At 72.7% G+C, this 21,325-nt stretch carries 15 protein-coding genes and 1 pseudogene; 9 read left to right on the plus strand and 7 right to left on the minus strand.

The genetic code is table 11. The features are described from left to right. Nucleotides 1-105: 105 nt before the first annotated feature. The 3 genes and pseudogenes from glgX to ACWEQO_RS29445 all read left to right on the plus strand — a co-directional run bounded on the left by glgX (nt 106) and on the right by ACWEQO_RS29445 (nt 6,053). The gene (gene glgX / locus ACWEQO_RS29435) at nt 106-2,238 is read left to right on the plus strand and encodes a glycogen debranching protein GlgX (protein WP_361459542.1); all 2,133 of its coding nucleotides are present in this window, start codon (nt 106-108) and stop codon (nt 2,236-2,238) included. A 65-nt stretch (nt 2,239-2,303) separates the two neighbouring features. Then, a complete protein-coding gene (gene treY, locus ACWEQO_RS29440; RefSeq protein WP_452985853.1) occupies nt 2,304-4,730 on the plus strand; it encodes a malto-oligosyltrehalose synthase in 2,427 nt (808 codons plus the stop codon). A gap of 68 nt (nt 4,731-4,798) precedes the next feature. Then, nucleotides 4,799-6,053, plus strand: a pseudogene (locus ACWEQO_RS29445) (M14 family zinc carboxypeptidase). 33 nt (nt 6,054-6,086) lie between these two features. Here the strand turns inward: ACWEQO_RS29445 and ACWEQO_RS29450 are convergent. Both ACWEQO_RS29450 and ACWEQO_RS29455 read right to left on the minus strand, forming a co-directional pair. Next, nucleotides 6,087-6,530: an SSI family serine proteinase inhibitor gene (locus ACWEQO_RS29450; RefSeq protein WP_452985854.1), complete on the minus strand. Its 444-nt coding sequence runs from the start codon at nt 6,528-6,530 to the stop codon at nt 6,087-6,089. A 95-nt stretch (nt 6,531-6,625) separates the two neighbouring features. Next, nucleotides 6,626-7,177 (minus strand): FHA domain-containing protein, encoded by a 552-nt coding sequence (locus tag ACWEQO_RS29455; protein ID WP_452985855.1) that lies wholly within the window; start codon nt 7,175-7,177, stop codon nt 6,626-6,628. Nucleotides 7,178-7,368: 191 nt separating this feature from the next. Here ACWEQO_RS29455 and treZ point away from each other — a divergent pair, with 191 nt between their 5' ends. Next, nucleotides 7,369-9,114, plus strand: a complete 1,746-nt coding sequence (gene treZ, locus ACWEQO_RS29460) for a malto-oligosyltrehalose trehalohydrolase (protein ID WP_452985856.1) — start codon at nt 7,369-7,371, stop codon at nt 9,112-9,114. Between the two features lie 29 nt (nt 9,115-9,143). On the opposite strand, the gene ACWEQO_RS29465 is transcribed toward treZ, so the two are convergent. From ACWEQO_RS29465 to ACWEQO_RS29480, 4 genes are all read right to left on the minus strand, one after another. Continuing rightward, complete coding sequence (locus tag ACWEQO_RS29465) at nt 9,144-10,100, minus strand: aminoglycoside phosphotransferase family protein (RefSeq protein ID WP_452985857.1); 957 nt, start codon at nt 10,098-10,100, stop codon at nt 9,144-9,146. A 323-nt stretch (nt 10,101-10,423) separates the two neighbouring features. Then, entirely contained in the window at nt 10,424-12,646 is a 2,223-nt protein-coding gene (gene cyc2, locus ACWEQO_RS29470) for a germacradienol/geosmin synthase Cyc2 (RefSeq protein WP_452985858.1), read from the minus strand. Between the two features lie 103 nt (nt 12,647-12,749). Further along, nucleotides 12,750-13,937: a damage-control phosphatase ARMT1 family protein gene (locus ACWEQO_RS29475; protein ID WP_452985859.1), complete on the minus strand. Its 1,188-nt coding sequence runs from the start codon at nt 13,935-13,937 to the stop codon at nt 12,750-12,752. A gap of 37 nt (nt 13,938-13,974) precedes the next feature. Then, complete coding sequence (locus tag ACWEQO_RS29480) at nt 13,975-14,622, minus strand: ScbR family autoregulator-binding transcription factor (RefSeq protein ID WP_279333039.1); 648 nt, start codon at nt 14,620-14,622, stop codon at nt 13,975-13,977. A gap of 564 nt (nt 14,623-15,186) precedes the next feature. Here ACWEQO_RS29480 and ACWEQO_RS29485 point away from each other — a divergent pair. The 5 genes from ACWEQO_RS29485 to ACWEQO_RS29505 all read left to right on the plus strand — a co-directional run bounded on the left by ACWEQO_RS29485 (nt 15,187) and on the right by ACWEQO_RS29505 (nt 20,261). Continuing rightward, the gene (locus ACWEQO_RS29485; protein ID WP_361459563.1) at nt 15,187-16,200 is read left to right on the plus strand and encodes a substrate-binding domain-containing protein; all 1,014 of its coding nucleotides are present in this window, start codon (nt 15,187-15,189) and stop codon (nt 16,198-16,200) included. Between the two features lie 182 nt (nt 16,201-16,382). Continuing rightward, on the plus strand, nt 16,383-18,863 hold the full coding sequence (locus ACWEQO_RS29490; RefSeq protein WP_452985860.1) for a sensor histidine kinase: 2,481 nt from the start codon (nt 16,383-16,385) through the stop codon (nt 18,861-18,863). A gap of 22 nt (nt 18,864-18,885) precedes the next feature. Continuing rightward, entirely contained in the window at nt 18,886-19,317 is a 432-nt protein-coding gene (locus ACWEQO_RS29495; protein WP_361459565.1) for a roadblock/LC7 domain-containing protein, read from the plus strand. 1 nt (nt 19,318) lies between these two features. Further along, nucleotides 19,319-19,678: a DUF742 domain-containing protein gene (locus ACWEQO_RS29500; protein WP_452985861.1), complete on the plus strand. Its 360-nt coding sequence runs from the start codon at nt 19,319-19,321 to the stop codon at nt 19,676-19,678. Then, complete coding sequence (locus ACWEQO_RS29505) at nt 19,665-20,261, plus strand: GTP-binding protein (protein WP_452985862.1); 597 nt, start codon at nt 19,665-19,667, stop codon at nt 20,259-20,261. The genes ACWEQO_RS29500 and ACWEQO_RS29505 overlap by 14 nt, the downstream gene beginning before the upstream one ends. Before the next feature lie 43 nt (nt 20,262-20,304). Here the strand turns inward: ACWEQO_RS29505 and ACWEQO_RS29510 are convergent, their stop codons facing one another. Next, entirely contained in the window at nt 20,305-21,261 is a 957-nt protein-coding gene (locus tag ACWEQO_RS29510; RefSeq protein WP_452985863.1) for an ABC transporter substrate-binding protein, read from the minus strand. Between the last annotated feature and the right edge of the window lie 64 nt (nt 21,262-21,325).

A 21,325-nucleotide genomic window follows, 5' to 3' on the forward strand; every position in this document is an offset into this window, starting at 1 on the left:
GTCAGGAAGGACCGGCTCGGGGAACCGGTACCGGGTGGGACGACACGGCAAAAACTCGGGGCGAGGCGCCCCCACCGGAGCCGTCCACCTGAAAGAGTCGTGTCCATGCAGGTCTGGCCTGGCGAGGCGTATCCCCTCGGTGCCACGTACGACGGCGCCGGCACGAATTTCGCGGTCTTCACGGAGGCCGCGGACCGAGTAGAGCTGTGTCTGCTGCACGACGACGGCTCCGAGACGGCGGTCGAACTGCGCGAGAGCGACGCGTTCGTGCGGCACGCGTACCTGCCCGGCGTCATGCCCGGACAGCGCTACGGCTTCCGGGTGCACGGCCCGTACGCGCCCGAGCGGGGGCTGCGCTGCAACTCGGCGAAGCTGCTGCTCGACCCGTACGCACGTGCGATCAGCGGGTCGGTCCGCTGGGGCGAGGAGGTGTACGGCTACCACTTCGACGCGCCCGAACGGCGCAACGACCTGGACTCGGCGCCGCACACGATGACGTCGGTCGTGGTCAACCCGTACTTCGACTGGGGCGACGACCGGCCGCCCCGGACGGAGTACCACCACACGGTGATCCACGAGGCGCACGTCAAGGGGCTCACCATGCGCCATCCGGGACTGCCGGAGGAGTTGCGCGGCACCTACGCGGGCCTCGCGCACCCGGCGTTGATCGGGCACCTGACCGAACTCGGTGTGACAGCACTGGAGCTGATGCCGGTTCACCAGTTCGTGAACGACCACCGGCTGGTGGACATGGGCCTGAACAACTACTGGGGCTACAACACCATCGGCTTCTTCGCCCCGCACAACGCCTACGCGTCCTGGGGCGACCGCGGTCAGCAGGTGCTGGAGTTCAAGTCGGCGGTGAAGGCGCTGCACGAGGCGGGCGTCGAGGTGATCCTCGACGTGGTCTACAACCACACCGCCGAGGGCAACCATCTGGGCCCCACCCTGTCCTTCAAGGGCATCGACAATCCGTCGTACTACCGGCTCACCGACGACCGCCGCTACTACATGGACACCACGGGCACCGGGAACTCCCTGCTCATGCGGTCTCCGCACGTACTTCAGATGATCATGGACTCGCTGCGGTACTGGGTCACCGAGATGCACGTCGACGGGTTCCGCTTCGACCTCGCGGCGACCCTGGCGCGGCAGTTCCACGAGGTGGACCGGCTCTCGTCGTTCTTCGACCTGGTGCAGCAGGACCCGGTGGTCTCCCAGGTGAAGCTGATCGCCGAGCCGTGGGACGTGGGCGAGGGCGGCTACCAGGTGGGCAACTTCCCGCCACTGTGGACCGAGTGGAACGGCAAGTACCGGGACACCGTGCGGGACCTGTGGCGGGGCGAGCCGCGCACGCTCGCGGAGTTCGCCTCCCGGCTGACCGGCTCCTCCGACCTGTACCAGGACGACGGGCGGCGCCCGCTGGCCTCGATCAACTTCGTGACCTGCCACGACGGCTTCACGCTGCACGACCTCGTGTCGTACGACGACAAGCACAACGAGGCCAACGGCGAGGACAACCGGGACGGGGAGAGCCACAACCGGTCCTGGAACTGCGGGACCGAGGGCGAGACCGACGACCCGGACGTGCTGCGGCTGCGGGCCCGGCAGATGCGCAACTTCATCGCCACCCTGATGCTCTCCCAGGGCGTGCCGATGATCAGCCACGGCGACGAGGTGGCCCGCACCCAGCGCGGCAACAACAACGCCTACTGCCAGGACAACGAGTTGGCCTGGATCGACTGGCCCGGGGAGGGCGAGGACGGCGAGGAGGACCCGCGGCGGCGGATGCTGGAGTTCACCCGCGCGATGGTGTGGCTGCGCAAGGACCACCCGGTCTTCCGCAGGCGCCGCTTCTTCCACGGGCGGCCGGTGGAGGGCACCCACGACGACCTGTCCGACATCGCCTGGTTCACTCCGGAGGGGACGGAGATGACCCAGCGGGACTGGGACTCGGCGCGTGCCTCGGCGCTGACGGTGTTCCTCAACGGCAACGCGATCTCGGAACCCGGCCGGCGCGGCGAACGCGTCACGGACGACTCGTTCCTGCTGATGTTCAACGCCTCCCCCCATCCGCTGGAGTTCGTGGTACCGGTCGACCACGGCCGGCAGTGGCAGGTCGTGGTCGACACCGCCCGCGAGGACTGCGTGCCGCCGGGCGCCGGCCCGAAGGTGCGGGCCGGCGCCCGGCTGACGCTGACCGACCGGAGCCTGACGGTTCTTCAACGGCCTGCCTAGGCCGGTACGGCGGCAGCCGGGTCACCGATGACAGGAAGGGCCGCCGGGCGGGTACGTACCTCTGCATGACCCCTGAGCGACCCGACCCCGCGGTCCCCACCGCCACCTACCGGCTGCAGCTGCGGCCCGACTTCCCGTTCGCGGCCGCGGCGGCCGCGGTGCCGTACCTGGCCTCGCTCGGGGTGTCGCACCTGCACCTGTCCCCCGTCCTGGAGGCGGTGCCGGGCTCACCGCACGGCTACGACGTGGTGGACCACGCCCGCGTCCGTGCCGAGCTGGGCGGCGAGCAGGCGCTGCGGGCCCTGTCGCGCACCGCGCGGGAGCACGGGCTCGGCCTGGTCGTGGACATCGTCCCGAACCACATGGCGATGTCCCCGCGCCACAACCGCGCCCTGTGGGAGGTGCTGCGCGAAGGGCCCTCGTCGCGCCACGCGCGGTGGTTCGACATCGACTGGGAGGCCCAGGGCGGCCAGGTGCTGCTGCCGGTGCTGGGCGGGCCGCTCGGCACGGAGACCGGCCTGCTGAAGACCGACGGCGACGTGCTGCGCTACCACGACCACGCGTTCCCGCTGCGCGAGGGCACCGCCCACCTGCCGCTGCCGCAGCTGCTGGACGCCCAGTGGTACCGCCCGGTGTGGTGGCGCCTGGCCCGTACGGAACTCAACTACCGGCGGTTCTTCAGCATCTCCGAGCTGATCGGGGTGCGGGTCGAGGACCCGGAGGTGTTCGAGGCCACCCACGCCAAGATCCTCCAGCTGCTGCGCGAGGGCGTGGTCGACGGGTTGCGCGTCGACCACCCGGACGGGCTCGCCGACCCGGACGGATATCTGCGGCGGCTGCACGAGGCGACCGGGGGCCGCTGGACCGTGGTGGAGAAGATCCTCGCCGACGGCGAGCCGCTGCCCGCCTCCTGGCCGGTCGCCGGCACCACCGGCTACGACGCCCTGCGGCAGGTGGACGGCCTGTTCACCGACCCGGCGGGGTTCGGGGAGCTGCTCGGCCAGTACCGGCGGTTCGCGGCGCCGCAGCCGGACCGGGGCGGCGAGTGGGCGGCGACGGTGCGGCGGGCCGCGTACAAGGTGCTCACGCACGAGCTGGCCGCCGAGGTGGACCGGCTGACCCGGGTGGCGCACCGCCTGTGCGCCGCCTCACCCGAGCCCGTACTGCGCGACCGCGCACCCTGGGCGCTGCGCACCGCGCTCCGGGAGCTGCTGGTCCGGCTCGAGGTGTACCGGCCCTACACCTCCGTGGACCCGGCCGGTGTGGTCACCGAGGAGGCGGCGGCCGCGGCACGGCTCGCCTTCGCCGTGCCCGAGGAGGCCGGGGCGGTGGACGTCGTACGGGATCTGGTGCTCGGGCTGTACGGCGACGGGCCGGAGCAGGTGGAGTTCCGTACGCGGTTCGCGCAGACGGCGTCGGCGCTGCGGGCCAAGTCGGTGGAGGACACGGCGTTCTACCGCTATGTGCCGCTGCTGTCGGCGACGGAGGTGGGCCAGGACCCCGGCGACCCGGCGGTGTCCCCGGAGCGGTTCCACGCGTACTGCGCGCGCGTGCAGCGCGACTGGCCGGCGACGGGAACGGTGGTCTCGACGCACGACACCAAGCGCAGCGCCGACGTGCGGGCCGCGCTCCAGGTGCTCGCCGAGTCCCCGCGTCGCTGGGCGGACGTCCTGACGGAGGTGACCCGCACCGGCGAGGGCGTGCCGGACGCGCAGCTGGCGTGGGCGGCCTGGCAGACGGTGTTCGGGCTGGGCCCGGCGGACCCGGAGCGGGTGGCGGGGGCGCTGCTCAAGCATGTGCGCGAGGCGGGGCTCCACACGAGCTGGACCGAGCAGGAGCCGCCGTACGAGCAGGCGGTGGCCCGGTTCGTGGCGGCGGGGCCGTGCGGGGCGCCGGGCGAACGGGTGGCGGCGCTGCGGGCCTCGCTCGGGCCGCACATCCAGGCGAACGTGCTGGGTACCGCCCTGGTCCATCTGACGATGCCGGGCGTGCCCGACGTCTACCAGGGCTCCGAGTTCGAGTACCGGGCCCTGGTGGACCCCGACAACCGGCGCGCGGTGAGCTTCCCGGCCGACGCGCCGTCCGGCCCCGGCACGGGCGACGGCAGCGGCGTCGGCAACAGCGCCGGCCTCGGCAAGGAGACGGTGACGCGGGCCGCGCTGCGGCTGCGGGCGCGGCGGCCCGAGGCGTTCGGCGACACGGCGTCGTACGAGCCGCTGGCCGCCGAGGGGCCCGGGGCCGCGCACTGCGTGGCGTTCGTGCGCTCCGGTGCGGTGCTGACCGCCGTGACCCGGCTGTCGCTGCGGCTGGCGGAGGCGGGCGGCTGGCGGGAGACCCGGCTGGCGCTGCCGCCCGGCCGGTGGACCGACGTACTGGACCTTGGCCGGGAGTTCACGGGGCACGTGCGGGTGGCGGAACTGTTCGAGCGGTCGCCGGTGGCGCTGCTGGAGCACGCCGCAGAGCCGATGGGACCTCCCCCGTCGCACCCTTGACACCGTTCCGTGACCGTGGGGTACTGCGGATTGCGGCATTGGGTGGAGGACTGGGGACGACGGGGGGGGTGGGTCTCCTGCCGGAGCTGCGCTATCCCACGGTGGCCGAACTGGTCTCCTCCGCCCGTGCCCTGACGGTCCAGCGGCCCGGTCTGAGCGTCCTGCGGCAGGTGGGGGCCTCCCGGGCGGGGCGGCCGCTGCACCTGCTGTCCGTGGGCCACGCCCGGCGTGCCGTGCTGGTGGTGGCCGGCGCCCATGCCAACGAACCGGCCGGCGGGGGCGCCCTGCTCGCGCTGGCCCGGCGGGTCCTGGTGGAGAGCGAGCTGCGCAACGGCACCTCCTGGCACTTCCTGCTGTGCGCGGACCCCGACGGGGCGAGCCTCCACAGGACCTCGCCCCCGCACAGCCTGTACGACTACCACCTGGGCTTCTTCCGTCCCCAGGGGTCGGAGCAGCCGGAGTGGGCGCCGTCGGTGCTGCCGCCCGGCCGGCTGCCGCCCGAGACCCGGGCCCTGACCGGGGTCATCGACGAGCTGCGGCCCTACCTCCAGGTGTCGCTGCACGGGACCGATCTGGGCGGCAGCTGGGTCCAGTTGACGAGGGACGTGCCGGGGCTCGCCGAGCCGTTCGCCAAATCGGCCGCGGAGCTGCACATTCCGGTGGAGACCGGCGCCTCGGACGCGGCCGGCTGGCCGGTGTCCGGCCCCGGGGTGCGGGTGATGCCCGCCCCGGGGGGCCGGACCGGCGTATCCGAGCCTGCCGGACGACGCGCGGCACAGCACCTGGTACCGGGCTCACCGGTACGGCGGTCTGACGGCGGTCGTCGAGGTGCCGATGTGGGCCGCGGCCCTGGTGGACGATCCGGGTCCGCATCCGGCGCCGGCGGCGGCGCTGCGGTATCTCGCGGACCGGCTGCAGCGGGACGCGCGGAAGGTGCGGCAGGTGCTCGAGGAGGCGCGGCCCGGAGCCGTGACGGGCGCCGGGGCCGCCGGTGGTCCGCTGCTGCGGGCGGCCACCTGGGGGCTGGAGCTGGTACCGGGACTGGCCGACGACCTGGTCCACACCCCGCCCGCGGACCGCACGAGGGCGTACGTGAGCAGTGTGGACGCGTTCACGCGCCGGGTGCCGCTGCGGGCGGCGGCGATGCTGCTGCGAGTGGTGCGGGAGACCGACGCGCACGCGGCGGCGCGTCTCGACCGGCTGGTCGCCCTGTGGAGCGACGCCTTCGCCGTGCACTTCCGGGCCCGCTGGGTGCCCGTGGAGCACCAGGTGGAGCACCAGGCCCGCACGGTCGTGGCGGCGGCGCTGCACGCCCGCGCGTGACCGGGCGGCGCGCGCCGCCCGGTCACGCCTCGCCTACGCCTCGTCCAGGGCGAACACGGAGCCGGTCCGGGCCCTCATCACGCACGCGTTCGGGAAGGTCTCCGTGTACTCGACCGGCTGCCCCCGCCACTTCCCGTGGGCGTGGGCGGTCACCGGGGCGTGGATCATCGTGCAGATGGCGTCCTCGGCCGGGATGTCGGAGATCCGCCCGTTCGCCGAGGCGAGTTCCGCGCAGGCGGCGGCGGCGCGCGGGTGGCCCTGGGGCGGGTCGCAGCGGAGCATGGCGCCGGACGTCGTGCCGGTCCGGGTCCCGTCCCGGTCGACGCCGACGGCCAGCCAGGTGTCGGGGGCGGCCGCGCCCCGGGTCTCCGCCCGCGCGGGCGCGGGCGCGATGCAGGCGAGCAGGGCGATCACCGCGAGCAGCGCGCCCCGTACCGCTCTCACCGAGGTGCACGTGGTGTCCATGGTGTACGTCATTCCAGATGCATCGGCACGACGGTGCCGGAACCCCAGCCCGGCTCACCCGAACGGGATCGCGCGACCGGAAACCGCCATGTCGCGCCGCACCGGGCTCAGTTCGCCGCAAGCCGGTACGTCATCCGCCCGAAGCCGACCTGGTCGCCCTCGCGGACGACGACCGCGCCGACGACCCGACGCCCGTTCACCGTGGTGCCGTTGGTCGACCCGAGGTCCCGCAGCACCCACAGACCGCCCTGCCGGCGGAGCTCCGCGTGCACACGGGAGACCGTCTCGTGGTTGAGCCGCAGCCCGTTGGCGGGATCGCGTCCTATGCGCAGCGGGTGGCCGGTCCCCGGATGGGGCAGCAGCAGCTTCGGCAGCCGCTCGGCCCGCCACGCCCCGCGCAGCCGCACCGTGAACCCGGAGACCGCCTCCACGGAGGAGAACAGCACGCGCGAGAAGCGGCCCTCGGTGGGCAGGTCGGCGGTGAGCGGGGCGAGTTCCTCGGGGGACCGGGCGGCGAGGGCGAGTTCCATGCGCCGGATGAACGTGTCGTGGGACAGCCGCCCCACGGCGGCGCCGTCCCGCAGCACCTTCAGCGCCTTGTCCCGCTCCACGTCGGAGATCCGCGCGGGGTACGTGTTGAACTCGAAGGACGACGTCACGCTGCTGATTGTCGGCCAGCACGGGGCGCACTGTCCAGAAGACCGGAGGAGTGCCCTCCCGGCCGTCCCCACGGCACCCGCCCCTCCGGCGGCGACACCCGCCGCAAAAGGATCATTCTCCGGCGGATCGGTCTTCCATGCAGCACGATGGACGGACTACATCACGGTGAGCAGACGAAGGGGAACCGTCCGTGCAGTTCGAGGTGTGGGCACCGCAGGCCGGCAGAGTGACGCTCCAGTGCGACGGCGTCGCGCGCGCGTTGGCACGCGATCCGGAACGGGAGGGGTGGTGGCGCGGGGAGGCCGACGCGCGCGATGGCTCCCGGTACGGCTTCTCCCTGGACGACGGGCCCGTGCTGCCCGATCCGCGCTCGCGACGGCAGCCGGACGGGCCCGACGGGCCGAGCGCGGTCGTCGACCACGAGGCGTACGCCTGGCGCGCGGCGTGGGACGGGCGCCCGCTGCCCGGCGCCGTCCTGTACGAGCTGCATGTGGGCACGTACACCCGCGAGGGCACCTTCGACGCCGCCGCCGGGCGGCTGGAGCACCTCGCCCGACTGGGCGTCACCCATGTGCAGCTGATGCCGGTGTGCCCCTTCCCGGGCCGCCACGGCTGGGGGTACGAGGGGGTCTCGCCGTGGGCGGTGCACGAACCGTACGGCGGGCCCGAGGCGTTGAAGCGGTTCGTGGACCGCGCGCACGGCCTGGGGCTGGGCGTCGTCCTCGACGTGGTGCACAACCATCTGGGGCCGTCGGGGAATCACCTCCCGCGGTTCGGCCCGTACTTCACCGACACCCACCACACCCCGTGGGGCGCCGCCGTCAACCTGGACGCGCCCGGCTCCGACGAGGTGCGGACGTATCTCGTGGAGAGCGCGCTGGCGTGGCTGCGGGACTACCGGATCGACGGGCTGCGCCTGGACGCCGTGCACGCGCTGGCGGACACGCGCGCGTACCACTTCCTCGAGGAGCTGTCGGCGGCCGTGGACGCGCTGGCCGCCGAGACCGGCCGGCCGCTGTTCCTGATCGCCGAGTCGGACCGGAACGACCCCCGGGACATCACCCCGCGCGCGGCGGGCGGACACGGGCTGCACGCGCAGTGGAACGACGACTTCCACCACGCCCTGCACGCCGCGCTGACCGGTGAGTCGCAGGGCTACTACGCCGACTTCGCGCGCGCCCCGTTCGCGGCTCTCGCCAAGACGCTCCGCGGCGGTTTCTTCCACGACGGCACGTACTCCACGTTCCGCGGCCGGCGGCACGGCCGGCCCCTGGACCGCACGCGGGTCGCCGGGCACCGGCTCCTCGGCTACAGCCAGACCCACGACCAGGTCGGCAACCGGGCCCGGGGGGACCGGCTGGCCGCGCTGGTCTCCCCGGGCCTGCTGGCCTGCGCGGCGGCCCTCACCCTGACGGCCCCGTTCACCCCGATGCTGTTCATGGGCGAGGAGTGGGCGGCCGGCACGCCCTGGCAGTTCTTCACCGACCACACCGACGCCGGGCTCGCCACGGCGGTGCGCGACGGCAGGCGCCGGGAGTTCGCGGCGCACGGCTGGGCCGAGGAGGACGTGCCCGACCCGCAGGATCCCGCCACCCGGGACCGCTCCTGCCTCGACTGGTCGGAGCCGGAGCGCGAGCCCCACGCGCGCGTGCTGGCCTGGTACCGGCAGCTCGTCGCCCTGCGGCACGCCCAGCCGGACCTCACCGACCCCGACCTCGCCGACACCAGGGTGGTCCACGACGAGGAGCGGCGCTGGCTGGCCTTCCGGCGCGGGGACGTGCTGGTGGCGGTGAACCTGGGCGGCGAACCGGTCCCGATCGCGCTGGGCGTCCCGCACGCGCGCGTGCTCGCCGCCTGGGAACCGGTCGACGTACCGGGTGCCGACGGGGTGCTGCGCCTGCCCGGCGAGTCCGCGGTGGTGCTGCTGCAGGACTGAGGCCGGGCGGCCGGCGGCCGGGCATGTCTTCAGAGCATGTCGTCGGCGCCTCGGAGGTCCGTCACCCGCTCCAGGAGGATCGCCTCCCAGGCCCGGCGCAGCCGGATCCGCAGCAGCGGCAGCGGATCGGCGCCCCTGCCGCCGAGCGCCTCGGCGAGGCGCAGGACGCTGTCGCAGCGGGCCAGCCAGAGCCCGCGCAGACAGGGGCGGGCGCCGTAGCCGGCGAGGGTGGCGGCGCGTACGGCGGCCGGGGAGCCCACGGCGCACGCCAGACCGGCGATGTCCTCGGCGGGGTCGCCGATCACCGCTTCCGCCCAGCCGAGGACACCGCGTACCCGGCCTTCGGCGCTGACCACGAGATGCGCACCGGTGAGGGCATGGTGGACGAGGACCGCCGAGGCGGGCTGGGCGATGAGCTGGGCGGTGGCGGACGGGGTGAGCCGCCGCAGCCGGCCGGGGGCGAACTCGTCGGCCTCGGCGAGCCGTTCGGCGGCCTGTCCGGCGGCCCGGCGCAGGGACTCCAGGGAGCGCGGGGGAACCCGCGGCACGCCCAGCGTCTCCGCCTGCCGCACCGGCGCCTCGCGCAGCCCGGTGAGCAGCGCGGCCAGGTCGGCCTCGCCCCCGGCGGACACCCGGTGCCGCTCCGCCGACCCGCCGGGCAGCCTGGTGTCCAGGGTGTAGACCAGGCCGGGCGCCCACTCGCCGTGCGCCGTGCTCGACGGCACCGCGACCGGGACGTGCGGCCGGACGAGTTCGCGCAGCCGCAGCTCGCGGCGCCTGCGGGTGCTCGCCGCCGGGTCGGGGGCCAGCCGCAGCACATGGCGGGTGCCGACCCACCAGGTGGCGGGGTCGGCACCCTCGCCGACGGGCCGCACGTCCACTCCGTCCGGTCCGGCGGCGGTGTCCGCGCCTCCCCCCTCGTGCTTCAGGAGGGTACGGACCAGTCGGCGGACGGTGTCCGCGGTGGGTGTCGGTGCCTGGGTCATGGTCGCGCCTGGTGTCGTTCGGTGGACGGTGCGGGACGTCCGGAGCCACTCAGTCCACTATGACCGCTTTCCGCACACCCTCCATAGGGCCATGGAGCCATGGAGGCGGCGGGGCCCCCGGCGGTGAGGAGCGCGAGCGTGCTGCCGGCCATCCTGCCCTCCCGGGACGCACCTGCGGACTGCGTTCGGTCACGTACTGCCACCTGCGGCTACGTGTGGTCATGGGCAGCATCCTGCCCGGCGGACCGGGGCCGCGCGAGCCGGTCCGCCGCGTTCAGCCGGTCGTGTCGCCCGCCCCGCCCCGGACCGGGCCCGCTCCCCTCTCAGAAGAGGGAGGGCACGGGCAGCGCGGGTGTGCGGTCCGGCAGGAAGCCGTGGGCCCGGCCCGAGAGCCACTCGTCCTTGTAGCGGTCCACGCTCCGGTGCCAGTTCAGGATGCCCGCCAGCCAGTTCCGCAGGTCCAGCACGTAGTCCCGCATGATCGCGCGGGCCTCCGGGGAGAGCGCGAAGTCCTCGTACAGCACGGGCAGTTCGTGCTCCACGACATGCTCGAACTGGTCCAGGCGGCGGCTCATCAGGTCGTGGACGATGCCGAGGGCCCTCGGGTAGTCGCAGCCGAAGAAGGTCTGCACGACGAGGATCGCGTTGTGGATCTCGCCCTCGTACTCGATCTCCTTCTGGTACGAGAAGACGTCGTTCAGCAGGCAGGCGTAGTCGACGGCCGCGTTCTCCAGGGAGCGGACCGGGCCGCTGCGGTAGACCTCGGGCGGGACGGCGGGGCCGTGGCCCATCCGGCACAGGCTGAGCGTGAGGTCGGAGCCGAAGGTCCGCCGGCGCATCTCCAGGTAGTCGACCGGGTCGGGCACGCGGTGCAGCAGCTGGTTGGCCAGTTCCCACAGCCAGCTCTCGGTCATGTCGTTCACGGCCTTCTTCAGGACGGTCCGCTCCCCGGGCGTCATGGCCGCCGTGGTGCGCGCCCACAGGTCGGTCAGGGCCCGCTCCATGGCGTTGGCCGCCGGGGGCGCCGGCTCGCCGTGGACGGGCATGCAGTCCGACAGGCGTGCCGTGGTCAGCCGTGCGGCGGCCAGGTCGCGGCGGTGTCCGTGGACCAGCGGGTAGTAGTCGTCGCCGTACGTGCCCCAGGCGAGCCACTGGGCGCTGAGGTCGAGCGCCTCGGGGGTGGCGTCCGGGTCGAGTCCGGCCGAGCACAGCGCGAGGTCGTAGGCGGCGAGCTTGTCCTCGTCCCACACGCCTTCGGCGAGGATGCCCGTCCGCCGGCACCAGTCGGCGAGGGTGCTCCGGGAGGCGTCGAGGTGCGGGCTGAGTTCCAGCGGGAACGGCATCCGCAGGTCGGGGATCAGGGACGGGCCGACCTTCCGGTACGGCACATGGGTGTGGGCCCTCAGCCTCCCCCACTGCCTGAACGGCGTGGGAGGTGCCCCCAGCGCCCCCGCGGCGGCGAGCAGCCCCCGCACGTCGGCGGCCGAGGTGCCGAGCCCGGTCGGGCCCGCCCACGGGCCGGTCCGCCGCGCGCCCTGGTTCATGTACCGGCTGGAACGCAGGTGCCATTCGTGGCCGCCGGACTGCCAGTCCTGCAGCCCCTTCGCGTACGCCGCCACCGCCGCGACCTCGTGCGGGGCGAGGCCCTGCTCCAGGGCGACCGCGGGCACTTCGGTGAACGCGGTGTGCTCGAACTGGTGCAGCCGTGAGGTGAGGACGTCGTTGACGGTGTCGGCTGCCTCCTGGGTGGTGCAGCCGAAGAAGGTCTCCAGGACGAGGACGCCGTTGCTGTTCTCCCCCTCGTCCTCGACCTCGCGCTGGTAGGAGAACAGGTCGTTGCGCAGGTGCACGGCGTCGGAGAACGTCTCCATCAGCACCCGCAGCGGCCTGGTTCCGGCGACGGCGGCGGGCACTTCGGCCGTCGCGTACTCGACGAGCCCCGCCGACCAGGGGGCGCCGCCCACCTTGCGGCGCATCTCGATGTACTCGACGGGGTTGGCGATCCGCCCCTCGTTGATGTTGGACAGCTCCCACAGCGACTCGTTGAGGAGGTGTTCGGTGGCGAGGGCGAACCGGGCGCGCCAGTCCTGGGACATCGCGGGCACCGTGCGCGACCACAGGTCGGCGAGGCCCGCCTCGACCGGGTTCCGCGGCTCAGGGACCGGGGTCGCGGGGTCCAGCGGCATGAACAGCGGCAGCCGGTCCAGGTGGGCCTTGCCGCCCTCCCGGTCCTGGGTGCGTTTGAACAGTTCCAGGAAGTGGTCGTCGAAGAAGAAGACCCACACGTACCAGTCGGTGATGAGGGAGAGGGCGGGGCCGTCGCAGTCGGGGTGGGTGTAGGCGCAGAGCAGGCCGTAGTCGTGCGCGTCGAGGTCGGCCTGGTTCCAGACCCCGGATCCCTCCAGCATGCCCATCTCGCGCGCCCACGCCGACGAGTGGGCGCGGGCCTGGTCGAGGTGCGGGTTCAGCCGCGCAGGGTGCGGCAGGTAGAAGTGCGGAAGTTCGAACGGCTGGTTCGCCGAGGACACTGCGGACGCTGAGGACATGGCCGGGCACTACCCGGGGGCGCGGAACGGCATCCGCCGGCCCGACCATGATCACACCATCGCGTGAAACCTCGCCGATGCGCCGAAAACGGGCCGGGGCGTGCTATGGCCGCACCTGGATCAGCGCATGGGTGCCGCTGGTGCGCCAGCGTTGCTCCTCGGCGGCGACCAGCGCCTTCTCCGTACCGGGTGCCAGGCCGGTGACGACGTCGGACTTCAGGGTGCGCAGGGCGGCGACCGGTCCCGGGAAGTACCCGGTGACCTCCGCGAACGGCGTGGTCGGCGGCCACTGCCGGTCGCCCACCAGACGACGGTAGTTGAGGTCTCCCTTGACGACGGTGACGGCGGCCCGGGCGAAGTCGGCGCGGAGGTCGTCCGGCATCTCCTCGTAGGGCAACGGGGAGCAGGAGAAGGGGTGCGCGCGCAGGGCGAGCCGTCCGTCGGCGAGGGCGTCCCACAGGCGGCGCCCGTGACCGGCCGCCGCCGCCCCGGCGCCGGTCAGCCGGCGCAGCGCGTCGACGACGTCGGCGGTGGTGGCGTCGGAGACGTAGTACGGGTACGGCTTGACGTGCAGCACCGCCCGGCCGATGTGTCCGTGGGTCAGCAGGTGGTCGATGAGCAGCAGATCGGGGACGAGTTCGCGGCCGGCGTTGTCGGCGACCAGCACCAGGGTGCCCGCCCGGCCCGCGTGGGAGGGGTCCAGCAGCGACCAGAGGCGCTCGCTGTCGTCGGCCACCAGCGCGGGGACGGCCGCCGCGAGGTCGGTTCCCTCGGCGGACAGCCGGAAGCCGAGGTCGGCGCGGTTTCCCCAGAGGGAGCCGTGCAGCAGGGCCCGGCCCCGTTCGTCCGCGGGCCGCCCGGCGAGGTCGTCGAGCGCGGCGAGTTCCTCATCGGTCTCGGGCGAGTCGAGTTCGGCGAGTTTGGAGGGGCGGAAGGGGTCGATGCCCTGCCAGGGGCCGGGGCCGAAGTAACCGACTGCTCCCAGCAGTCGACGGTAGAACCAGCTCTCGGACCACAGCCAGGGCACGTCGTACCAGGACTGTCCGGTGTACGTGTCCATCCCCCAGGCCGTCCAGCGGTCCCGGTCGTGGGCGTCGGCGGGGAGGGCCTCGATCGTGCCTTCGGTGCAGTCGGCCAGCAGCGCGTCGAGCGCGTGCCGCTGCGCGGGCTCGTAGGGGAAGGCGTCGCGCACCTGCCGGATGATCGCGGGGTGCCGCTCGGCGAGCACTCCGTGCGGGAACGAGCCGGGCCGGTTGCCGAGGAGCACGGGGGCGGTGGGGGTGTCGGGCATGCGGCTCACCGTAACCCGCGGCGCCGGCCGGCGCGGGTCACACCGGGGCGATCTCCCGCTCCAGCCGCGCGGCCAGGCTGAGATAACGGGCCCTGCGGGTCACCGGCACCAGGCCCCTGATGAGGATCTGCCACATCTCCGCGGTGCGGCGGGGCTGCCGGGCGACGGGTTCCCGGGACCGGCCCACGACCCGGGTGCCGATGAAGAAGCAGACGAGGGAGTGGGCCACGACCTCGATGTCGACCTCCGGGTGGACGTCGGCCTCCTTGACCGCGCCGAGGAGCCGGGCGGTGACGATGTCCATCCACTCGGCGAAGGGGTGACTGAGCGGAGGGCGCGGCCGGGTGCCCCCGGTGGCGAGCCGGAGCCCCGCCCGCAGCACGGGGTCCTCGGCCGACAGGCGGGCTATGCAGAAGGTGAGACGCATCAGCGCCTCCAGGGAGGTGTGGCCGCGGGTCTCGGTGTCCCTGGCCAGTCGGCGGCAGGTGGCGGACTGGAGCTCCAGGATCGCGTGGGCCAGGTCCTCCTTCGCCGCGAAGTGGAAGTACAGGGCTCCCTTGGTGACATGGGCGTGCTCGACGATGTCGCTGAGACTCGTCGACTCGTACCCCTGCCGGTCGAACAGATCGGCGGCGGCCGTGATGATCGTCGCGCGGGTCTGCTCGGCGCGTACCTGCCTCGCCATCGACTGTACTCCTGAGCCGGAAAGGAACGGGTCGTGCCGTTTGTTTTTACCCCGCGCACACGATAACTCACCCTGCGGCGGCATTCGTTCGGAGGTCCGTTCCATCATGCGGCACACATCCGGCAATTCGGTCCCGGACGCCGAAAGAAAACAGCACGTCCGGTATCTGAGTGCGACAGCCGCGTCGACGGAGGGGGACGGAGGGCGGATCCGGCCGGAACTTTTCGCGATGCGTCGCCGCGTTCCGCCAACACCACCGGAATTCCTCGGTGTTGATCCGGAGCGACGCCGTCCGCGCCTGCCGGGCGGGCCCGTCCGGGTTCCGTACCGGCCGTGCGGTTGGAGGCCGGACGACGGGCGGCCACCCCTGTCACCTCGGAACTCACCGTTCATCACAATGCGGCAGCGGCGTCTCACTTCACGTGGTCCCTCACTTGACTACCAGTGGTGCGACGCGATTGGCTCCGGCCAGCGAGAGTCACCTGGTCGGCACAACACCCCCGCGGCTCCGCCCCTGCTTCCGTCTCCTCACTTGCTCGGCCGTACAGCGAGGTCCGCTCCCTCATGAACACTCGTCCCCCGTCCCACGGTTCCCCGAGACGGCCCGTCCGCCCGGCCGTGGTCGCGGCAGCCGTCGGCCTGTTGGTGACCGGCTGCTCGGTCTTCGACGTGGCCGGCGACTCCTCGGACTCCGGGAGCACGGGTGCGGCCGGCGACGGGATGAGGGTCGTGCTGGTGACGCACGGCGGTGAGGGGGACGCCTTCTGGGACAGGGTGCGCAAGGGAGCCGAGGCCGCCGCGGCGAAGGACGGCATCGACCTCACCTATGTGAGTGACGCGGACCCGGACGGCCAGGCCGAACTGGTGCGCGACGCGGTCCGCGACAAGGTGGACGGCATCGCCCTCACCCTGGCCAAACCGCAGGCGATGAAGGGCGCGGTGAAGGAGGCACGCGAGGCGGGCATCCCCGTGGTCGGGCTCAACTCCGGTATCGGCGCCTGGAAGTCGACGGGGCTGCTGGAGTACTTCGGCCAGGACGACGGCGTCGCGGGCCAGGCCGTCGGCAACAAGCTGAACGAACTGAAGGCCGAGCACGCCCTCTGTGTCATCCACGAGCGGGGCAACGTGGGGCTGGAGGCGCGCTGCGCCGGCATGCGCAAGACGTTCGACGGGGAGACCGAGAACCTCTACGTGGACGGTACCGACGAACGCGCCGTCTCCGGCATCGTCGCCGCCCGGCTGCGCCAGGACCCGACCATCGACGAGGTGGTCGCCAACGGCGCGCAGCAGGCCCTCATCGTGGCCGACGCCGCCAAGAAGGCGGACACCGGGGCGCGCGTCGCCACCTTCGACCTCAACAAGGACCTGGTGGACGCCGTCCGCCGGGGTGACATACGGTTCGCCGTCGACCAGCAGCCCTACCTCCAGGGTTATCTCGCCGTGGACGCGCTGTGGTTGTACCGGACCAACGGCAACATCAGCGGCGGCGGGGTGTCTCCCGTGCTCACCGGCCCGGCGTTCGTCACGAAGACCAACGCCGCCTCGGTCGCCGGGTTCGCCGCCAACGGAACCCGGTGACGGTCGCATCCGGTGAGGACGTATTCCAGGACTCGGTTACGCACGGGCTGTACGGTCGCATGTGCGGACAACCTCCCGCACACCACCCGGGAGTGACCGGACCTGCGTCCGGCCCGCCTGCAGCCCGTTCCCGACTGTTCCGCACCCGCAATCCCCGCTGATCCGAACGCTCTAGGACGACGATGTCTCCACGGACAGGTGCCCGGCGCCGTTTCGGCTCCATACGTCTCTCGCTGGTCCTGCTGGCTCTGGTGCCCAGCGTCACCCTCGCCGCCATGTGGGGTGTGACGACGATCCGGATGTTCTCGGAGGGGCTTCAGCTCCGCGCGCAGACGGAGCTGAGCCGGTCGACCGGTGCGATGGGCACCGAGGCGACGCTCGCGTTGCAGCAGGAGCGGAGACTCTCCGCGGCCTGGCTGGTCTCGCCGGAGACGTCCCGGGCCGCCCTCGAGGCGCAGCGCGAGAAGACGGACGCGGCGGTGGCGAAGCTGGTCGGGCAGGCCGACGCGATCGCCGAGGCGCCGGCCCGTGTGTCGGAGCGGCTGTACTCGGTGCTCGGTTCGGTGGGCAGCCTCGAGTACTACCGGGGCCAGGTGGACAGGCCGAGCGACATCACCGCCGAGCAGGCGCTCGACCAGTACACCTCGATCATCGACGACCAGATCCACGCCTTCCAGGAGCTGTCGCAGGTCGACGACGGCGATCTGACCTCGCAGGCCAGGCCGTTGGTCTCGCTGGAGCACGCGGCGGAACTGGTCTCCCAGGAGGACGCGCGGCTCACCCTGGCCTGGCCGTCCGGGGAACTCGACGAGCCGTCCTGGTCCGCCTTCGCGGGGACGGTCGCCACCCGCCGCTGGCTGGTCAAGGACCAGATCGTGCCGTCCCTGCGCGGCGACACCAAGACGCAGACCGAGAAGATCCTGCACAGCCCCCAGTGGAGCACCCTGCAGGAGATCGAGAACGAGGTGCTCGCCGTCCACCCCACCGCGAAGGGCACGGCCGCCCTGCCGGACGCGCAGCAGCAGTGGGACGCGGCCCTGACCAAGATCACACCGCAGTACGCCACCCTGATCCGTCAGCAGACCGACGCGCTGCTCACCCGCAGCGCCGCCGAGGCCCGCGGTCTGCTGCTGACCGCGGCGGCGCTCAGCGCCGGCGGTCTGCTCGCCCTGCTGCTGTGCGTCGGCATGTCGTGGCGGATCACCCGCTCGCTGTCCCGCCGGCTGCACGGCCTGCGGATGGCCACCCTCAGCCTCGCCGAGGAGCGGCTGCCCGACGTGGTGGCCCGGCTGGAGCGGGGCGAGCGGGTCGACGCCGAGTCGGCGACCACTGCGCTGGACTACGGCCACGACGAACTCGGCCAGGTCGCCCAGGCGTTCAACACCGCGCAGCGCACCGCGGTGCACACGGCGGTCGAACTCGCGGACACCAGGCGCGGGTTCCAGAAGATCATCCTGGGCATCGCGCGGCAGAGCCAGAACCTCGTCAACCTCCAGCTCAGCAAGCTCGACGCGCTGGAACGCCGGCACACCGACCCCGAGGTCCTCAAGGGTCTGTACGAACTGGACTCCACGGCGAGTCAGTTGCGCCGCTACGAGGAGAACCTGGTCATCGTCAGCGGTGAGCGGCCCGGCCGTTCGTGGAGCGAACCGGTCGCACTGATCGACATCCTGCGCAGCGCCGTCGGTGAGGTCGCCGAGTACCAGCGGGTGGAGGTGCACACCGACGAGGAGGTGGCGCTGGCCCCGCCCGCGGTGGCCGACGTCATCCACCTGCTGGCCGAGCTGATCGACAACGCGACGGCGTACTCGCCCGCCCCGAGCCCCGTCGGGGTGCGTGCCGCGATGGTGGCCAAGGGGCTCGCCGTCGAGGTCGAGGACCGGGGGCTCGGCATGTCCGAGGACGACTACGCCTCGATGAACGCCCAGTTGGCCAAGCCCCCGCAGTTCGACGTGGTGGCCCTCGCCGACGACCTGCGGCTCGGCATGTTCGTGATCTCCCAGCTGGCCCACCGGCACGGCATCGCCGTCACCCTGCGCCCGTCGCCGTACGGCGGGACGACGGCGATCGTGCTGCTCCCGCACACCATCGTGGTGTGCGACGCGGCCGACGCCCCGCACGGGGCCGAGGCCGCCCCCGCCGCCGGGGGGAACGGACACCGCACGCCGAACGCCGGGAACGCCGCGAACACAGAGAACGCCGCGAGCGCCGCGGAGCCCGAGAACGCCGCGGAGCCCGAGAACGCCGCGGACGCCCGGCCCTCCGCCGCGACCGAGGCGGCCGAGGCGACCGGCACGCCCGCCCGTACGGCGCCCTCCCGGCCCGGGGCCGCCGTACGGGCCGCTCCCCGCCCGGTCGCGGCCGCGCCCGGGAACAGCGGGCTCGCCCCGCTCCCCCGCCGGGTGCCGCAGACCAGCCTGGCCGCCGAACTGCGGGAGGAGGTGGCGGCGCCCGCCGAGCACGACTCCGGGGACTTCACCGCGGAACACGCGGCCGCCTCCCTCGCCGGTTTCCAACGCGGCACCTCCCAGGCACGTGCGGACGGCGCCGACACCCGTGCCGACGACGCTGCCGTGCCGCCGCCCGCCGTCACCGGCACGACGGCCTCCTCCGGGGACCCCGCCGGTTCCCGAGAGCTCCCGAACCCGCCCTCCGACCGCTGAACGCCGACGAAGGAACACAGAGATGACACGCCCCGTACCCGCCACTCACACCCAGCTCGACCAACTGCTCACCGGACTCGTGGAGCGGGTCGCCGAGGTGAACCAGGCCGTGGTGCTGTCCGAGGACGGTCTGGTGGTCAGCAAGTCCACCGGGTTCCTGCGCGACGACGCGGAGCGTCTGGCGGCCACCGCGTCCGGGCTGATGAGCCTCAGCAAGGGCGTCAGCATGGACTTCCGCGGCGGCCCGGTGCGCCAGGCGCTCATCGAGATGGCCAACAGCTACCTGATCCTCACCTCGGCCGGTCCGGGCGCCCACCTCGTGGTGCTGACCGGGCCGGGCGCGGACGTCGGCGTGGTCGCCTACCAGATGAACATGCTGGTGAAGAAGATCGGCGAGCATCTCAGCGCGGCGCCCCGGGGCACGGCAGGCCCCGCCGTCGACTCCGGCGCGTGAGGTGGGCGGAGGCGATGTCGCCGGCCGGCTCGTCCGACCGTTCACCCTGACCGGTGGCCGGACGCGGCCCAGCCGCGCCGACTTCACGCTCATCACGACGGTGACGGCGGCCGATCCGCAGCCCGAGGCGGCCGGCCGGCCGCAGCCCGAGCACACCCGCATCCTGCGGCTGTGCGCGGAGCCCGTCGCGGTGGCGGAGATCGCCGCCCGCCTCGACCTCCCGATGAGCGTGATCGTCATCATGCTCTGCGACCTGCTGGAGGCGGGCCGGATCACGGTCCACCCGCCCCACCACGTCACCCGCACCACCCCGGACCTGGATCTGCTGCAGAAAGTGAGGGACGGACTTGGCCGGCTCTGACACCACCGCTCAGGCGCCCGCCGGGCGTCCGGCGCCCGACACGGTCAAGATCCTGATCGCCGGGGGCTTCGGCGTGGGCAAGACCACCATGGTCGGCTCGGTCAGCGAGATCGCCCCGCTGCGCACCGAGGAACCGCTGACCATGGCGGGCCTGGACGTCGACGACCTCGAGGGCATCGAGGAGAAACGTGACACCACGGTGGCGATGGACTTCGGCCGGATCACCGTCTCCGACGACCTGGTGCTGTACCTCTTCGGTACGCCGGGCCAGCAGCGGTTCTGGTTCATGTGGAACGACCTGGCCCTCGGCGCGCTCGGCGCGGTGGTCCTGATCGATGTGCGCAGACCCGAGTCCAGTTTCGCCGCGATCGACTTCTTCGAGCGCCGGGGCATCCCGTTCGTCGTCGCCGCGAACGGCTTCCACGGGAAGCACCCCTACCCGGCCGAGGAGATCCGGGAGTCGCTGACCCTGCCGGAGGGCGTGCCGGTGCTGCTCTGCGACGCGCGGGAGCGCGAGTCGTCCAGGGACGTACTGATCGCCCTGCTGGACCGGCTGATCTTCCAGGCGGCTCCGGCACGGTGAACGGCGCGGGGGTGCGGCCCGCTCACCGCACCCCCGCGCGGGGTCAGTCCAGTCCGACCGACTTCAGCCAGGCCTTCGCCACCTCCAGCGGGTCCTTCTTCTCCGACTGGACCTGGGTGTCGAGGTCGAGCAGGGTCTCGGTGTCCAGCTCCGCGGAGACCGCGTTGAGCGCGTCGACGCCCTCCTGGGGGAGGGCGTCCTTGTGCACCAGCGGGGTCACGTTGGCGAAGCCGAAGAGGTTCTCCGGGTCCTTCAGGACGACGAACTTCTCCTTGACGATGGCCGGGTCCGTGGTGAAGACGTCCGCGGCCTGGACCTCGTTGCCGGTGAGCGCCGCCAGGGTGAGCGGGCCGCCCGCGTCGAGCGCCTTGAAGGACTTGAACTTCAGTCCGTAGACGGACTCCAGGCCCTTCAGGCCCTGTTGCCGGGTCTGGAACTCGGGCGAGCCGCCGATCACCATCTCCGGTGCGGCGTCCTTGAGTTCGGCGAGGGTGGACGATTCCGTGAGCCCGTACTTCTTCGCCGTCCGGGCGTTGACGCTGACCGAGTCCTTGTTCTCGGCCGGCGACGGGTCCAGCAGCGTCAGCTTCTTGTCGAGCTCGGCCTTGACGGCCTCGTTGACGGCGTCGGCGGACTCCTGTTCGGCCTCGGGGTCGAGGTAGGCGAGCAGGGAGCCGTTGTACTCGGGCAGGACGGTGACGGAACCGTTCTTCAGCAGTCCGTAACTCGTCTCCCGGCTGCCGATGTTGTGCTTGTAGGTGACCTTGAGGCCCTTGGCCCTCAGCGCCTCGCCGTAGATGTCGGCGAGCAGGGTGCTCTCGGCGAAGTTGTTGGAGCCGACGACGACGGTGCCGGCCTCCGTCTTCTCCTCCTCGAGGGGATTGTCGGAGGTGTCGCCGGACGAACAGCCCGCGAGCAGTGCCGTCGCGGCGCTGAGCGCGACGAGCGCCGCACCGGTGTGCCTCGTCCTGGACCTGCTGCTCTTCGCGGTAGGAGTCATCCACCGATCCAATCCAGCCGGTTGACGGCCGTCAAGCGCGGCCGGATCACGGTTGCCGCTCGTC

It is taken from the genome of Streptomyces sp. NPDC004051, assembly GCF_053604275.1.

Excerpts from the sequence above, each read along its gene's own strand:
- ACWEQO_RS29480 (WP_279333039.1), bottom strand. The coding sequence starts at position 14,622 with ATGGCGAGGCAGGTACGCGCCGAGCAGACCCGCGCGACGATCATCACG.
- ACWEQO_RS29475 (WP_452985859.1), bottom strand. The coding sequence starts at position 13,937 with ATGCCCGACACCCCCACCGCCCCCGTGCTCCTCGGCAACCGGCCCGGC.
- glgX (WP_361459542.1), top strand. The coding sequence starts at position 106 with ATGCAGGTCTGGCCTGGCGAGGCGTATCCCCTCGGTGCCACGTACGAC.
- ACWEQO_RS29450 (WP_452985854.1), bottom strand. The coding sequence starts at position 6,530 with ATGACGTACACCATGGACACCACGTGCACCTCGGTGAGAGCGGTACGG.
- ACWEQO_RS29510 (WP_452985863.1), bottom strand. The coding sequence starts at position 21,261 with ATGACTCCTACCGCGAAGAGCAGCAGGTCCAGGACGAGGCACACCGGT.
- ACWEQO_RS29465 (WP_452985857.1), bottom strand. The coding sequence starts at position 10,100 with ATGACCCAGGCACCGACACCCACCGCGGACACCGTCCGCCGACTGGTC.
- treY (WP_452985853.1), top strand. The coding sequence starts at position 2,304 with ATGACCCCTGAGCGACCCGACCCCGCGGTCCCCACCGCCACCTACCGG.
- cyc2 (WP_452985858.1), bottom strand. The coding sequence starts at position 12,646 with ATGTCCTCAGCGTCCGCAGTGTCCTCGGCGAACCAGCCGTTCGAACTT.
- ACWEQO_RS29490 (WP_452985860.1), top strand. The coding sequence starts at position 16,383 with ATGTCTCCACGGACAGGTGCCCGGCGCCGTTTCGGCTCCATACGTCTC.
- ACWEQO_RS29495 (WP_361459565.1), top strand. The coding sequence starts at position 18,886 with ATGACACGCCCCGTACCCGCCACTCACACCCAGCTCGACCAACTGCTC.
- ACWEQO_RS29485 (WP_361459563.1), top strand. The coding sequence starts at position 15,187 with ATGAACACTCGTCCCCCGTCCCACGGTTCCCCGAGACGGCCCGTCCGC.